The organism is Paracoccus methylarcula, assembly GCF_003007735.2.
GTDB classification, from domain to species: domain Bacteria; phylum Pseudomonadota; class Alphaproteobacteria; order Rhodobacterales; family Rhodobacteraceae; genus Paracoccus; species Paracoccus methylarcula.
In genome coordinates, this window is record NZ_PXNQ02000011.1 from 1 (window position 1) to 15,971 (window position 15,971).

A 15,971-nucleotide genomic window follows, 5' to 3' on the forward strand; every position below is an offset into this window, starting at 1 on the left:
GTCGGTTGCCTCTTCCTCGGTGCCTGCAGCCGCGTCGTCGGTTGCTTCTTCCTCGGTACCCGCAGTCGCGTCTTCCACGGCCTCTTCGGTCGCGGCTGCCGCGTCATCCGCGGTGGCCTCGGCTTCGGCGGCGGCGTTGTCGGCAGCGGCTTCCGCTTCGGCGGCGGTGTCGTCCACGGCAGCCTCGGTATCGGCAGCCGCTTCGTCCGCAGGAGCCTCCTCGGTGGTGGTCACGGTGGTCGTGTCGCCTTCGGTCGTGGCCGTGTCGTCGCCCATGAATTGCTGCAGCACGAAATAGGCCAGCGCCAGCGCCACCAGCACGCCAAGGATCAACGGCAGCGGCGACGAGCGACGCTCGACCGGCTCGACATAGGTCTCTTTCGGAGCCGCCGGATCGCTGTCGACGGGGTTGGTGCGGTTGGGATCGTTGGGATCATATGTCATTGCTGGCCTCCTTAATGACTTCTTAACACCCTCTTGGCGTCTACCTCTCGAACAGCGACGCCGATGTGTCAATCGATAACCTGCTTTGCCCGGCTTGCGGCCCGGCTCACAGGCGACTAACACATTGGTTAGTGTCCAGTTCCCTGAACCTAGACGCTTTTTTAAGGCGGAGAGTGAAAATGACCCGATCCGACAGCCCCGATAAGCGGTTTCTTGCCGATTACAGGCCCTATCCCTTCATCCTCGAACAGACGACGCTGAGCTTCGACCTGTCTCCCGATGCGACCCGGGTGAAGGCCGATCTGGCGCTCAAACCGCGCGGCGGGGCCGAGGATCTGGAACTCGACGGGGGCAAGGATCTAAGGCTGATGTCGATCCTGGTCGATGGCACCGCCCCCGATCCCGGCCATGTCCGCCGCGACGGAGAATGCCTGATCATCGCCGCCGCCGCCCTGCCCGACGGCCCGTTCACCCTCACCAGCGAGGTCGAGATCGACCCTTCCGCCAATACCGCCTTCGAGGGGCTGTATATCTCGGGCGGGATGTTCTGCACGCAATGCGAGGCCGAGGGTTTCCGCCACATCACCTTCTATCCCGACCGCCCCGACGTGATGGCACCCTTCCACGTCACCATCCGCTCGGACAAGCCGGTGATCCTGTCGAACGGCAACCCGGTCCGGCAGGAGGAAGGGCTGGCCGAATGGCATGATCCATGGCCCAAGCCCGCCTATCTCTTCGCACTGGTGGCGGGTGATCTGGTCGCCATCAGCGACAGCTTCACCACGAAATCGGGCCGCGATGCCGCGCTGAATGTCTGGGTGCGTCCGGGGGACGAGGACCGCGCCGGTTTCGCCATGGAGTCGCTGATCAAGTCGATGAAATGGGACGAGGATGTTTACGGGCGCGAATATGACCTGGACGTGTTCAACATCGTCGCCGTGGATGATTTCAACATGGGCGCGATGGAGAACAAGGGGCTGAACATCTTCAACTCCAAGCTGGTGCTTGCCTCGCCCGAAACCGCGACCGACGCCGATTACGAGCGTATCGAAGGCGTGATCGCGCATGAATATTTCCATAACTGGACCGGCAACCGCATCACCTGCCGCGACTGGTTCCAGCTTTGCCTCAAGGAGGGGCTGACGGTATTCCGCGACCAGCAGTTCACCTCGGACATGCGCAGCGCCCCGGTCAAGCGGATCGGCGATGTCCAGACCCTGCGTGCCCGGCAGTTCCGCGAGGACCAGGGACCGCTGGCCCATCCGGTGCGGCCCGAGGAATACGAGGAAATCAACAACTTCTACACCGCGACCGTCTATGAGAAGGGTGCCGAGGTGATCGGCATGCTCAAGCGCCTGGTTGGCGATGACGGCTATGCCAAGGCGCTGGATCTCTATTTCGAGCGTCATGACGGTGACGCGGCAACCATCGAGGATTGGCTGAAGGTCTTCGAGGACGCCACCGGCCGTGACCTGGCACAGTTCAAGCGTTGGTACACCGATGCCGGCACCCCGCATCTGAAGATGACCGAGGAATGGAGCGACGACGGCCGGTTGATCCTCAATTTCAGCCAGCACACGCCGCCCACCCCGGGACAGGATGAAAAGCCGCCGCGCGTCATCCCCATCGCCGTCGGGCTGATCGGCCCGAACGGAGACGAGGTCGCCGCGACCCGCATGCTGGAAATGACCGAGGCCGAGCAAAGCTTTACCTTCAATGACCTCGGCGCCCGCCCGGTCGTATCCGCGCTGCGCGGCTTTTCGGCCCCGGTGATCCTGGAACGGCAGATCGACAATGCGACCCGCGCCTTCCTGCTGGCCCATGACACCGATCCTTTTGCCAGATGGGAGGCCGGGCGCGACCTCGCCCTGTCGGCCCTGACCGCGTTGGCGCAGGGGCAGGAGGGCGGCGGCGAATATGTCGATGCCATCGGGCAACTGGCCGCCGATGCCTCTGCCGACCCGGCTTTCCGCGCGCTCTGCCTGAACCTGCCCGGCGAGGAAGAGATCGCGACCCGCCTGTCCGCTTCCGGCATCACCCCGGATCCCGACGCGATTCATATGGCGCGAAACGGACTTGCCCGGCGCGTGGCCGAAGCCCATGCCGATCTGCTATCCTCGCTTTACGACGAAATGGCGGTTTCCGGCCCCTATTCTCCCGATGCCGGTGCGGCGGCGCGGCGGGCGCTGCGCATCGCGGCACTCGGATTGCTCAACCGCATCGACCGGGGCGATCGGGCCGAGGTCCTGTTCGGCACCGCCGGCAACATGACCGAGCGGATGGCCGCGTTGACCTGCCTGATCCGCCGCGGCCGCGGGCATGCGGCGCTAGAGGCGCTGCATCAGCAATTCGGTGACAACCGGCTGGTGATGGACAAATGGTTCGCTGTCCAGCCCATGGCGGCGCCGCCGGAAGACGCCGCCGCCATCGCGCGGCGCCTGTCCGAGCGGGATGATTTCGACTGGAAGAATCCCAACCGTTTCCGGTCGCTCCTGGGCGGCCTGGCGGCAAACCATGCCGGGTTCCATGCCGAGGATGGCGCGGGCTATGACTTCACCGCCGACTGGCTGATGCGCATGGACCGGGTCAATCCGCAGATCGCGGCACGCCTGTCCACCGCCTTCGAGACATGGCCCCGCTACGATGCGGATCGCCGCTCCAGGGCCAGGGCGGCGCTGGAGCGGATGGCCGGGATGGAGGGGATCAGCCGCAATCTGCGTGAAATGGTGTCGCGGATGATTGCCGCCGGTGAATGAGCCCGCTTGTGGTCGCAGGAGGAGCGGGGCAAGATAGCTGGGATGAGTAAGCATGATCTTGACGCAAGGGCCGAGATGCAGGCCCGCCTGGACCCGCTGATTGCCGAGCGGGCGCCCTGGCTTTATTCGCCGAAAGCCCGTCACCGGCTTGCGCGCCGCTTGATGATGGGTCTTCTGCAATATCCCCGCACGATCGAGCTTGGCGCCGAGTTCCGCGACCTGCCCACCCCCGAGATCATGCGCCGGATGACGCAGCTGATCGTCCGCGATGTCCGCGTCGAGGGGATGGAGTATCTGCCCGCGACCGGCCCGGCGCTGATCGTCTCGAACCATCCGACGGGGATCGCCGACGGCATCGTCATGCATGCGCTGATGGCGCCCTTGCGCGACGACCTGTTCATCTATGCCAATCACGACATGATCAGGGTGCTGCCGCAGACCGTGGACCTGATTGCACCCGTCGAATGGCGGCAGGAAAAGCGCAGCCATGCCAAGACCAAGGCGACGATGGATTACACCCGCCAGGCATTGGAAGCCGGACGGATCGGCCTGATCTTCCCGTCGGGCCGCTTGGCCAAGCGGCGCGGAACAACGCTGCACGAGCGGCCATGGATGGCCAGCGCCGCGATGATCGCCCGCAAGTTCGGTGTGCCGGTGATCCCGCTGAATATCCGCGCGCGCAACTCGTTGCTGTTCTATCTGCTGGACGCGATCCATCCGACATTGCGCGACGTGACGCTGTTCAACGAGGTGCTGAACAAGGCCGGTCAATCCTATCGCATCTCCATCGGCCAGCCCATCGATCCGGCCAGCCTGCCCCGCAGCAGCGAAGAGGCCATCGCAGTGCTGCGCGAGGCGGCCCTGGCCCTGCCCGCGCCGGGTCCCGACGCCGCCCGGCTGACGCATGAACGCGGCCGCGGGCGTTTCATTCGGCCGCGTCAAAGCGTGGCGTAGCAGGGACCGTCTTCGGCAAGGATCGATCCGGCAAGCCGGTTCAGCGGCAATCCTTGTCGATCACCACGCTCCACCACGGGCGGCCGGCATTGTCGCGGGCCACGCCGACGCCAATCTGCCTGTTGAGCTGCGCCAGCAATTCGTCCCTATGGGCCGCGGAAGCCATCCAGCCTCCGACGATTCCCTCGGGAGTTCCCCCGACCGAAACGAGTTGCGTCACCCCGCAGGCGGGATGACCCGCCGCCCGGGCCCGGTCTACCACATTGGAGCCGTCCGACCCGGCGACCGAGGCGCGTCCCGTGGCGGCGATATCGCAGGCATGGGACTGGGCCACCCCGGACAGGGTCGTGTCGGGATCAAGCAATGTCTTGCCCTCCCCCTCCCGCGCCGCGTTGATCGCCTCTGTCATCCGCTGGCCCAGGGCCGGATCGCCGGCGCATATCGCCGCCGGCATCTCCTGACCTGTCCGTGCGGCGGGGAATCTCTCTGTGATCCGGGACAGGACCCCCTCGTTCGGCTGACAGGCCGTCAGAGCGGTCATGCACAGGGTGAGGATGAAAACGGGACGGAACTTCATGACATATCTCGGCATCGGGATTTGTTTCGACGGCAGTTTTCCAACATATGCAGAAACGGGCCGGTTCCGCCAAGGGGAAAGGCGCGGCAGACCTCTTGCGCCGTCGATGATCCGCCCTTAAAGCGCAGTCATGACCCAGCATCAGCGCCTCCTCATCATCGATTTCGGCTCTCAGGTGACGCAGTTGATCGCGCGCCGGTTGCGCGAGCTGAACATCTATTCCGAAATCCGCCCCTTCAACGGCGTGACCGCCGATACACTGCGCGAGATGGCCCCGCAGGCCGTCATCCTGTCGGGCGGCCCGTCCAGCGTCACCGAGGCGGGCAGTCCCCGCGCGCCGCAGGAACTGTTCGAGATGGGCGTGCCGATCTTTGGCATCTGCTACGGCCAGCAGGTGATGATGGAGCAGTTGGGCGGCCGCGTCGAAGCCGGGCATCACGCCGAATATGGCCGCGCCTTCATCGCTCCGGCTCAGGGACACAAGGGCGACGGCATCTTTGCCGGTCTGTTCGGGGATGGCCGCGAAGAAGTCTGGATGAGCCATGGCGACCGGGTGACAGAGCTGGCGCCGGGTTTCGAGATCATCGGCACCTCGCCCAATGCGCCCATGGCGATGATTGCCGACGAGGCGCGGCGTTTTTACGCGGTGCAGTTCCATCCCGAGGTGCATCACACGCCGCATGGCCGCAGGATGCTGGAAAACTTCGTGCGCATGGCGGGCTTTACCGGCGACTGGACGATGGCCAGCTATCGCGACGAGGCCATCGCGAAGATCCGCGAACAGGTCGGCGACCGCAAGGTGATCTGCGGCCTGTCGGGCGGCGTGGACAGTTCGGTCGCGGCGGTGCTGATCTACGAGGCGATCGGCGATCAACTGACCTGCGTTTTCGTCGATCACGGGCTGCTCCGGCTGAACGAGGCCGACGAAGTCGTCGCGATGTTCCGCGACAATTACAATATCCCGCTGATCCATGCCGATGAGAGCGAGCTGTTCCTGGGCGCGCTGGAAGGCGTCTCGGATCCCGAGGTCAAGCGCAAGACCATCGGCAAGCTGTTCATCGACGTATTCCAGAAATACGCGAATGAGATCGAGGGGGCAGAGTTTCTCGCCCAGGGGACGCTCTATCCCGACGTGATCGAAAGCGTCTCTTTCAGCGGCGGACCTTCGGTCACCATCAAGTCGCATCACAATGTCGGCGGACTGCCCGAGAAGATGGGGCTGAAGCTGGTCGAGCCCTTGCGCGAATTGTTCAAGGACGAGGTCCGCGCCCTTGGCCGCGAGTTGGGACTGCCCGACAGTTTCATCGGCCGCCACCCCTTCCCCGGCCCCGGCCTCGCCATCCGCTGCCCCGGAGAGATCACCCGCGAGAAGCTGGAGATCCTGCGCAAGGCCGATGCGGTCTTCATCGACCAGATCCGCAAGCACGGCCTTTACGACGAGATCTGGCAGGCATTCGTCGCGATCCTGCCGGTGCGCACGGTCGGCGTGATGGGCGACGGGCGGACCTATGATTATGCCTGTGCCCTGCGCGCGGTGACATCAGTCGACGGGATGACGGCGGATTACTATCCGTTCAGCCACGAGTTCCTGGGCGAAACCGCAACGCGGATCATCAACGAGGTCAAGGGCATCAATCGCTGCACCTATGACATCACCTCGAAGCCTCCCGGCACGATCGAGTGGGAGTGATCCGGGTCATCCAGGATCCACACTCTGCCCGGACAAACCGGGCAGAGCAGATCTTTCGGCCTGATCAGGCCTTCCCCTTTCTCGTGAACAGTTCCACGGCCTGCAGAACGGCGACGTAGAAGACCGGCACCAGGAAGATCCCGATTATCGCCGACGACGCCATCCCGCCCAGCACCCCGATCCCGATGGAGTTCTGCGCCCCTGCCCCGGCACCCGAGGCGATGGCCAGCGGCAATACCCCCAACATGAAGGCAAAGGTCGTCATCAGGATCGGGCGCAGCCGCATCTTGGATGCCTCGATGGCCGCCTCCAGCAGCGATTTGCCTTGCGCTACCAGAGATTGCGCGAATTCCACGATCAGGATGGCGTTGCGCGCGGCAAGCCCGATGGTGGTCAGCAGGCCGACCTTGAAATAGACATCGTTCGACTGCCCGAAGATCAGCGCCGCCGCCAATGCGCCAAGCACGCCGATCGGCACGGTCATCATCACCGCCAGCGGCACGGTCCAGCTTTCATACAGGGCCGCCAGCGCCAGGAACACGACCAGCGCCGAAAGCGCGAACAGCATCGGCGCCTGGTTGCCCGACAGCCGTTCCTGGTAGGACAGGCCGGTCCAGGCCGCGCCATAGCCGCCATCCAGATCGGCGACGAGTTCCTCCATCGCCTCCATCCCCGCACCCGAGGACAGGCCCTGTGCCGCCGCGCCGCTCAGTTCCAGCGCGCGGGTGCCGCCATAGCGGGCAAGCGCCTGCGGTTCCTGGTCCCAGACCCGGGTTACGAAGGCCGCGAACGAGACCATCTCGCCTTGCGAATTCCGCGCATACCAGCGTTCGATATCCTCGGGCTGGGAACGGGCCTCGGCCTCGCCCTGCACGATGACCGGGCGCAGCTCCGAGCCAAGGGCGAAATCGTTCACGTCCCGCCCGGCAAAGATCACCGACAGCATCGCGTTGACCTCGGAGATCGACAGCCCGAAGGCCGCCGCCTTCTGCTGGTCGATGTCCAGCCGCAAGGATGTCTCGAACGGGGCCTCGTTGCCACGCAGATTGGTGACGCGGCCATCGTCCTGGGTATCGGCCACAAGCTGGTCGGCAGCGGCGGAAAGCGCCTCCTGCCCGCGCCCGGCCTGATCGACGAGATACATCGAGAAACCCGAGGACGCGCCCATGCCCTGGATGGCGGGTGGTTGCAGCACATAGACCTGGCCCGAGCGGTTGGTCATGAAGAAATGCGCATTGGCGCGGCTGACCAGCGAGGCGACGTCATGGCCCTCGCGTTCCTCGTAATCATGCAGCTTGGCAAAGATCATCGCGCTGTTCTGCCCCGATCCGCCAAAGCTGAAGCCAAGCGCGGCAAAGACCGATTCGACCGTCTCGGATTCCTCGTTCAGCAGGTAATCCTCGACCTTCTCGACCAGCGCCTGCGTCTGCGCCGTGGTCGAGCCGTCAGGGGTTTCGACCATGACCAGCATCACCCCCTGATCCTCGTCGGGCAGGAAGGAGCCGGGCAGTTTCTGATACAGCATTGCCACCCCGGCCCCGATCGCGACCAGCACCACCAGCATGCGGAAGGGCCGTTTGACCAGTCGCGCGACCACGCTGGCATAGCCGCCGGTCGCCCGGTCGAGGTTGCGGTTGAACCAGCGTGCGGGCGCGATCCCGTCGCCATGTTTGCGCGGGCGCAGCAGGGTGGCACACATGGCGGGCGTCAGGATCACCGCGACACCGAGCGACAGGACCATGGCGGTGATGATCGTGACCGAGAATTGCCGATAGATCACCCCGGTCGCGCCGGACATGAAAGCCATCGGCAGGAACACCGCCGACAGGACCAGCACGATGCCGACCAGCGCCGAGGTGATTTCCCGCATGCTCTTCTCGGTCGCCTCGACCGGGCCGAGACCCTCTTCCTCCATCACCCGCTCGACATTCTCGACCACCACGATGGCGTCATCGACCAGCAGGCCGATGGCCAGCACCATCGCGAACATGGTCAGCGTGTTGATCGTGTATCCGGCAAAGGCAAGCACCGCGAATGTGCCGAGCAGCACCACGGGAATCGCGATCACCGGGATGATCGTCGCGCGCCAGCTTTGCAGGAAGCAAAGGATGACCAGGAAGACCAGCAAAACGGCCTCGGCGAGCGTGTGATAGACTTGGTTGATCGATTCCTCGACAAAGGGCGATGTGTCATAGGGATAGACGATATCGACGCCTTCGGGCAGCGAGGGCGCAATCCCGGCCAGCACCTCGCGCACGGCAGCGGCGGTTTCGACGGCATTCGCGCCGGTCGCCAGGTTGACCGCGAAGCCCGCCGCCGGATTGCCGTTATAGCGCGAGGCGCCGCCATAGCTTTCCTGTCCGACCTCGATCCGCGCGACATCGCCCAGGAAAACGGTCGAGCCATCCGGGTCCACGCGCAGCAGGATGCGCTCGAACTCTTCGACGCTTGAAAACTGCGATTGCGCCGAAAGCGAAACGGTCAGGCGTTGCCCCTCGGGGGCTGGCTGCGCCCCGAGACTGCGACGGTGACATTGCTGTTCTGCTCGGATACTGCCGAGGTCACATCGGCGGGCGTGACCTGGTATTGCGCCATCTTCATCGGATCGAGCCAGATCCGCATGGCATAACCCGATCCGAAGGTATTGATCGAGCCGACGCCGGGCGTGCGCTTGACCGGATCCTCGATCATCTGCGCCGTCAGATCGCCCAGTTCGACCGTCGAATAGCGCCCGTCGCTACTGGTCAGCGCCCCGACCAGCAGGATCGACGAGGTCGAACGCGACACCGACACACCGGATTGCTGCACGATGTCGGGCAGTTGCGAGGTGACAAGCTGCAACTTGTTCTGCACCTGCACCTGCGCGATATCGGCATCCACCGTGTCGTCGAAGGTCAGCGAGATCGAGGCTGATCCCGGCGTCGAGTTCGAGGTCATGTAGCTCAGCCCGTCCAGCCCGGTCATCGCGTCCTCGATGACGGTGGTGACCGAGCTTTCGACGATTTCCGCCGAGGCGCCGTTATAGCCGGCGCTGACCCGCACCGTGGTCGGGGCGATCTGGGGATATTGCTCGATCGGCAGGCTGGACAGGCCGAGCGCGCCCACCAGCATGGTCACGAAAGCGATGACCCATGCGAAGACGGGGCGGTGGATGAAGAAACGGGCCATGCGGGGTTACTCCGTCGCCGGGGCGTCATCGGTGACGGGGGTTTTGTCCGGGGCGGGGGCGCTATCGCCCTCCACCTCGCGCACCACGCCGTTCTCATCGAAGGTAACGGGGACCGTGGCGACTTCCGCGCCTTCGCTCAAGCCGGTCAACCCGTCCACCGCCAAGAGGTCGCCTTCTTGCAGGCCGTCGGTGACGATCCAGTTATGCTGCCATGTGCCTTCATCGGTCAGCTCGCGCTGCACGGCCTTGCCATCCTCGACCACCCATGCGGTCAGCTTGCCGGTGCGGTCACGCGTCGCCGCCGATTGCGACACCAGGAACGCCTGGACCGTGCCCAGCTCGACCTGCCCGCGCAGGAACATCCCCGGCAGGATCAGGTTGCGCGGGTTGTCAAAGCGAAAGCGCGTATCCACCGCCCCGGTCGAGGTCGAGACGCTGAAACCCGGTGCCACCAGCTCGCCGGCCGCCTCGTAAGTCTGGCCGGTTTCCAGCGTCAGCGTCGCCTGCAGCTTCTCGTTCATCTTCAGCCGCCCCTCGATGATGTCGCTGATGACAGACAGCATCCGGGCCGAGGGCTCATACATGTCCACTTCGATTGGATCGAGCCGCGTCACCGTGGCCATTGCCTCGGCCTGCCCGGCGGTCACCAGATCGCCCACCGACACACCGGCCACGCTGGCCATGCCGTCGATGGGGCTGGTCACGGTGGTCCAGTCCAGCTCTGCCTGTGCCACGCGCAGCGCGGCCTGCGCCGATTGCAGCGAGGCACGGGCCTGCTCCAAAGTCGCCCGCGCGGCCTCCACCTGCGCCAGCGTGGTTCCCGATCCCTGCAACCGCTCGGTCCGCCCATAGGCCGATTCCGCCTCGGTCACCGCAGCCCTGGCAGAGGCCACATCCGCCTCGGCACTGCTCAGATTGGCTTCATATGTGGTCGCGTCGATGCGGAACATCGGATCGCCCTGCTTCAACGGGCGGCCCGCGTCATAGAGGATCTCGGTAATCATGCCCCCGACACGCGGCCGGATCGCCGCCTCGGCCCCCGATACCGCCCGCCCCGGCAGGGTCACGACCCGCGGCACGGATTGCGAGGTGATCTCGACCACCCCGACCTGCTTGGGCGGCGCGCTCTCTTGCGCGGTCGCTACAGAGGCGAATGCCAGCAGCGCGACAGCCGCAAGGCGGATCCTGTGACGAATATCAGGCATCTTTGGTCATCCCGGGTAAAGAGCAGCCCATCGCGGCGAAGGGCCTGGTTAACCGGGCTCCTTGCATATATTTGCATGGCATGCAATGTTTGCTTATAGTGAAATGTCAGAAATGCCAGCCGATGCCCGCATCCTCAACGCTTCGTGATCGCCGCCGCCTGCAAACCGGGCGCGAAATTCAATCGGCCACGCTGCGGCTTGCGCTGCGCGAGGGGTTCGAGGCGATCACAACCGAGATGATCGCGGCAGAGGCCGGGGTCAGCCTGCGGACATTCTTCAACTACTATGCGAACAAGGAGGCGGCGCTGGTCGGCAGGCGGCCGGAAATCGATCCCGGAATCATCGGGTGGTTCGAAATCGCCTCGGGACCGCTCATGGATGATCTTTTCGAGGCGCTCAGCCGTCATCTTGACGACGGCCACCTGAACCGCGAGACGATCCGGCTGATCAGCACCTTGCTGGAACGGTCCCCCGAGCTGGTGCCGATCTTTCACGCCTCGCTTCAGAAACTCGCCTGTCAGATCGTCAGCCTTGTCACGTCCCGCTTGGGCGAGACGGCGCGGCCAGAGGCCGAATTGCTCGCCGAACTGCTTTCGCATGCACTGGGCCACGCCATCCGTAGCTGGTCGCAATCCGATGACATGAGCGAATCCGAAATCACCAGGCTCGCCCGGCAGCATGTCGAGAAAGTCGGAGCACTCATCGGGTATGGTGGCGAAGCGCCAAGCCGCTGATGCGGAAGGCGTCAGGCCGTCCATTCCGGGTCATTGGTGAATGGACAGGGCAGCCGCGAAACGACGCGGCCGCCCTGCCCGGCTGTTCTTATCCATCCACCCGGATACGGGCGTTCTGCGGGTCATGGGGGCTGTCCTCGGCCACTTCGGCATCCCAAAGCTCGCGGAACATCCGGACCTTCAGCCGGGTCCCCGGCTCGGCCAGATCGGGACGGACATAGCCCATGCCGATCTGCTTGCCGAAGGCCACGGAGTAACCGCCCGAGGTCAAACGCCCGACCTTTTCACCATCGGCGAACAATGCCTCGCGGCCCCAGGGATCGGCATCCTCCGGCCCGTCGATCAGCAGCGTGACGCATTTCGAACGGATGCCCAATGCCTCCATCGCGGCCTTGCCCTTGAAATCCTTGGACAGATCGACGAAGCGGTCCAACCCGGCTTCCAGCGGCGTGGCGTCACGGCCCAGTTCGGTGCCGAAGGCGCGATAGGATTTTTCCTGCCGCAGCCAGTTCTGCGCCCGTGTGCCGACCAGCTTCATTCCCAGGGACTCGCCCGCCTCCATCAGCCGGTCGAACAGGTGGTTCTGCATCTCGATCGGGTGATGCAGCTCCCACCCCAACTCGCCGGTATAGGCGACCCGGATCGCCTGAACCGGCACCATGCCCAGTTCAATCCGTTTCGAGGAGAGCCATGGAAAACGTTTGTTCGACAAGGCGGTTTCCGGATCCGCATCGCGGATCAGCTTGGCCAGCACATCGCGCGAGGACGGGCCGGCGATGGCAAACACGCCCCATTGCGAGGTCACATCCTGAATGTTGACGAACCCGCCACCCGCAGCCATGAAATCCTCGGCCGATTTCAGCAGGTTGTCCTGATCGTAATCCGCCCATGCGCCCGCCGAGACAAGGTAATAGTCATTCTCGCCGCGCCGCACGATGGTATATTCGGTGCGCGTGGTCCCCGCCTCGGTCAGCGCATAGGTCAGGTTGATGCGCCCGACCTTGGGCAGCTTGTTGCTGGTCAGCCAGTCAAGGAACGCCGTCGCCCCCGGTCCGGTCACGACATGCTTGGCGAATGCGGTCGCATCGATCAGCCCCGCCGCGTTGCGGACCGCCTCGGCCTCGGCGCGCGCATATTCCCACCAGCCGCCCCGGCGGAAGCTGCGGGCATCATGGTCAAAGCCATCGGGTGCATCGACCGGCCCGAAATAATTCGGCCGCTCCCAGCCATTCACGCAGCCGAATTGCGCGCCCCGCGCCTTCTGCCGGTCATAGGCCGGAGAACAGCGCAGGGGGCGGCATGCCGGGCGCTCTTCGTCCGGGTGATGCAGGATATAGACGTGATCATAGGCCTCTTCGTTCTTGCGCGCGGCATATTCCGTGGTCATCCAGCGGCCGAAGCGGCGCGGATCCAGCGATGCCATGTCGATCTCGGCCTCGCCCTCGGTCATCATCTGCGCCAGGTAATGGCCGGTGCCGCCCGCCGCCGTGATGCCAAAGCTGAAGCCCTCGGCCAGCCACATGTTGCGCAGCCCCGGCGCGGGGCCGACCAGCGGGTTGCCATCCGGGGTATAGCATATCGGACCGTTGAAATCGTCCTTCAGACCCACTTCTTCCGAGGTCGGGATCCGATGGATCATCGCCATGTATTCCTCTTCGATCCGGTCCAAATCCAAGGGGAACAGGTCGGCGCGGAAACTCTCGGGCACATCATAGAGGAAGCGCGCCGGGGCATTGCGCTCATATGGTCCCATGATCCAGCCGCCGCGTTCCTCGCGCACATACCATTTGGCATCGGCGTCGCGCAGGACCGGGTGTTCGGGATTGCCCTCTTCGCGCCACTTGATCAGCGCCGGATCCTTCTCGGTGACGATGAACTGATGCTCGACCGGGATGGCGGGGATCTTGATGCCCAGCAACCGCGCGGTGCGCTGCGCATGGTTGCCGGTCGCAGTCACCACATGCTCGGCCCGGATCTCGAACAGCTCGCCGGTGGGAACGAGATTGCCGCCCTTCTCGCCCATCTTCTCGCAGGTGACGATCCATTCGGAACCGGTCCATTGATAGCCGTTCACCTGGATCTTGCGCTCGATGGAGCAGCCCGCCATCCGCGCGCCCTTGGCCATGGCCTGGGTCACATCGGCGGGGTTGATATAGCCATCGGTGGGATGGAAGATCGCGCCCTTCAGATCCTCGGTCCGGACCAGCGGCCAGCGTTCCTTGATCTGGGCGGGGGTCAGGAATTCATGCTCGATCCCCACCGTCTCTGCGGTCGAGGAATAGAGCATGTATTCATCCATGCGCTCCTGCGTCTGCGCCATGCGCAGGTTGCCGCAGCGGGTGAAACCGGCATTCAGCCCCGTCTCGGCCTCCAGCCCGGCATAAAGCTTGACCGAGTAATCATGGATATGGCTGGTCGCGTAACCCATGTTGAACAGCGGCAGCAGCCCGGCCGCGTGCCATGTCGAGCCCGATGTCAGCTCGTCACGCTCGACCAGCAGCGTCTCCCACCCGGCGCGGGCCAGATGCAGGGCGATCCCGCAACCGACCGCGCCGCCCCCGACGACAAGAACCTTCACATGCGTTTTCATGGCTGGCGACTCCTCTGGCCCCGAATATTCCCCGTTAGTGCCAGAGCATAATCCGAACGGTCCCATCCGCCCGACCATTGGCGGCAAAAAACGACATGCTGCAACGCAGCACTTGTGCTAAACGCGCTCCGAAGGCTAATTTGAGCCCCAGCCTCGGGAGGAGGATCAGGAGAATGCAGATTTGCCGCAGCAAGCAGGCCATGCGCGAATGCGCGGATGCGTGGCGGGCCGAGGGGCAGCCTATCGCACTGGTGCCCACCATGGGCGCGCTGCATGACGGGCATATGACATTGGTCGCCCGCGCCCGCGACTGGCTGAAGGCGCAGGGCGGGGGGCGGTTGGTGACATCGATCTTCGTCAATCCGACGCAATTCGGCCCGAATGAAGATCTCGACAAATATCCCCGCGACGAGGAAAACGACCTGGCGCTGTTGCGAAAGGCGGGCACTGATGCGGTCTTCCTGCCCACGGTCGAGGACATCTATCCCCCGGGCACCCAGACCATCGTCGAGGCCACGGCCCTGTCGCGGATGCTGATCGGGCGGCTGCGCCCCGGCCATTTCCGCGGGGTGACCACGGTGGTGACCAAGCTGTTCAACATCACCCGCTGCGATGCGGCGGCTTTCGGTGAAAAGGATTACCAGCAGCTTACCATTATCCGGCAGATGGTCGGTGATCTGGACATGCCGGTGCGGATCATCCCCGTGCCCACGGTGCGCGAGGCGGACGGGCTTGCCATGTCCTCGCGCAATCTCCGCCTGAGCCCGCAGGACCGTGCAGCCGCCCCGGTGCTGAGTCGCGCCCTCGACCGCGCGCAGCAAATGGTGGCGGAAGGCGTCACCCTCACCGCGCTGCGCCGCGAGATTCGCGGCGTTCTGAACAATGAGCCGCGCGGCGAGACCCGCTCCATTGACATCCGTGACGCTACCGACCTGTCGCGGATCAACCATATCGACCGCCCCGTGGTGATCCTGCTGGCCGTCCGTTTCGGCGATGTGCTGCTGATAGATCAGCGCGTCACGCATCCATAAGAGGCCCCCATGTCGACACAAGCTCCTGTCAAGCGATACACAGCCCCCCAGATACAGGCCCGCAAGGGTGACACCCCCATCGTCTCGCTGACCGCCTATACCGCGCCGATGGCTGCCATGGTCGACAAGCATGCCGAGGTGATCCTCGTCGGCGACAGTCTCGGGATGGTGGTGCATGGCCTGCCCTCGACCATCGGTGTCACGCTCGAGATGATGATCCTGCACGGGCAGGCAGTCATGCGCGGCAGCGAGCGGGCGATGGTGGTGATCGACATGCCCTTCGGCAGCTACGAGGAAAGCCCCGGGCAGGCTTTCCGCAACGCCGCCCGGATCATGGCCGAGACCGGCGCGGGTGCCGTCAAGCTGGAAGGTGGCGCGCGCATGGCCGAGACCATCCGTTTCCTGACCGAACGCGGCATCCCGGTCATGGGCCATGTCGGCCTGACCCCGCAGGCGACCAACACCATGGGCGGCTTCAAGACCCAGGGCCGCGACGAATCCGACTGGCCCGCCCATATCGCCGACGCCCAGGCCGTGGCCGATGCCGGCGCCTTCAGCATCGTCGTCGAGGGCGTCATGGAGGCGCTGGCCGAGCGCATCACCGAAGCCGTCCCTGTCCCGACCATCGGCATTGGCGCCTCGAACCGCTGCGACGGGCAGATCCTGGTGCTGGACGACATGCTGGGCCTGTCCGGCCGCGTGCCGCGTTTCGTCCGCAAATTCGGCGATCTCGGTCCCCGGACCGACGCTGCCATCGCGGCCTATGCCGAAGCCGTCCGTGACCGCAGTTTTCCGGGGGATGGGCAGGTTTATCGGTAGAT

The 15,971-nt window shown here is 64.6% G+C and carries 9 protein-coding genes and 2 pseudogenes; 6 read left to right on the plus strand and 5 right to left on the minus strand.

Annotated elements, in window-relative coordinates; genetic code table 11:
- A pseudogene (locus A7A09_RS16315) lies at positions 1 to 444 on the minus strand (hypothetical protein); the annotation flags it as partial.
- A gap of 179 nt (positions 445 to 623) precedes the next feature.
- On the opposite strand from A7A09_RS16315, the gene pepN reads away from it, so the two are divergent.
- Positions 624 to 3,200: an aminopeptidase N gene (gene pepN / locus A7A09_RS16320; RefSeq protein WP_106692402.1), complete on the plus strand. Its 2,577-nt coding sequence runs from the start codon at positions 624 to 626 to the stop codon at positions 3,198 to 3,200.
- A gap of 42 nt (positions 3,201 to 3,242) precedes the next feature.
- Entirely contained in the window at positions 3,243 to 4,154 is a 912-nt protein-coding gene (locus tag A7A09_RS16325) for a 1-acyl-sn-glycerol-3-phosphate acyltransferase (RefSeq protein ID WP_245999400.1), read from the plus strand.
- A 40-nt stretch (positions 4,155 to 4,194) separates the two neighbouring features.
- On the opposite strand, the gene A7A09_RS16330 is transcribed toward A7A09_RS16325, so the two are convergent.
- Positions 4,195 to 4,731 (minus strand): CAP domain-containing protein, encoded by a 537-nt coding sequence (locus tag A7A09_RS16330; protein ID WP_170167142.1) that lies wholly within the window; start codon positions 4,729 to 4,731, stop codon positions 4,195 to 4,197.
- A gap of 130 nt (positions 4,732 to 4,861) precedes the next feature.
- Between A7A09_RS16330 and guaA the strand changes: the two genes are divergently transcribed.
- Entirely contained in the window at positions 4,862 to 6,421 is a 1,560-nt protein-coding gene (gene guaA, locus A7A09_RS16335) for a glutamine-hydrolyzing GMP synthase (protein ID WP_106692405.1), read from the plus strand.
- A gap of 64 nt (positions 6,422 to 6,485) precedes the next feature.
- Here guaA and A7A09_RS16340 read toward each other — a convergent pair.
- Together A7A09_RS16340 and A7A09_RS16345 are read right to left on the minus strand one after the other, a co-directional pair.
- Positions 6,486 to 9,589: pseudogene (locus tag A7A09_RS16340) on the minus strand (efflux RND transporter permease subunit).
- A gap of 6 nt (positions 9,590 to 9,595) precedes the next feature.
- On the minus strand, positions 9,596 to 10,795 hold the full coding sequence (locus A7A09_RS16345; protein ID WP_106692406.1) for an efflux RND transporter periplasmic adaptor subunit: 1,200 nt from the start codon (positions 10,793 to 10,795) through the stop codon (positions 9,596 to 9,598).
- Positions 10,796 to 10,917: 122 nt separating this feature from the next.
- Between A7A09_RS16345 and A7A09_RS16350 the strand changes: the two genes are divergently transcribed.
- Positions 10,918 to 11,529, plus strand: a complete 612-nt coding sequence (locus tag A7A09_RS16350; RefSeq protein ID WP_106692407.1) for a TetR/AcrR family transcriptional regulator — start codon at positions 10,918 to 10,920, stop codon at positions 11,527 to 11,529.
- Between the two features lie 88 nt (positions 11,530 to 11,617).
- On the opposite strand, the gene A7A09_RS16355 is transcribed toward A7A09_RS16350, so the two are convergent.
- The gene (locus tag A7A09_RS16355; RefSeq protein ID WP_106692408.1) at positions 11,618 to 14,119 is read right to left on the minus strand and encodes a GcvT family protein; all 2,502 of its coding nucleotides are present in this window, start codon (positions 14,117 to 14,119) and stop codon (positions 11,618 to 11,620) included.
- Positions 14,120 to 14,292: 173 nt separating this feature from the next.
- Here A7A09_RS16355 and panC point away from each other — a divergent pair, with 173 nt between their 5' ends.
- Both panC and panB read left to right on the plus strand, forming a co-directional pair.
- Positions 14,293 to 15,150, plus strand: coding sequence for a pantoate--beta-alanine ligase (panC, locus tag A7A09_RS16360; protein WP_106692409.1), 858 nt, complete (start codon positions 14,293 to 14,295; stop codon positions 15,148 to 15,150).
- 9 nt (positions 15,151 to 15,159) lie between these two features.
- Entirely contained in the window at positions 15,160 to 15,969 is an 810-nt protein-coding gene (panB, locus tag A7A09_RS16365) for a 3-methyl-2-oxobutanoate hydroxymethyltransferase (RefSeq protein ID WP_106692410.1), read from the plus strand.
- Positions 15,970 to 15,971 lie beyond the last annotated feature (2 nt).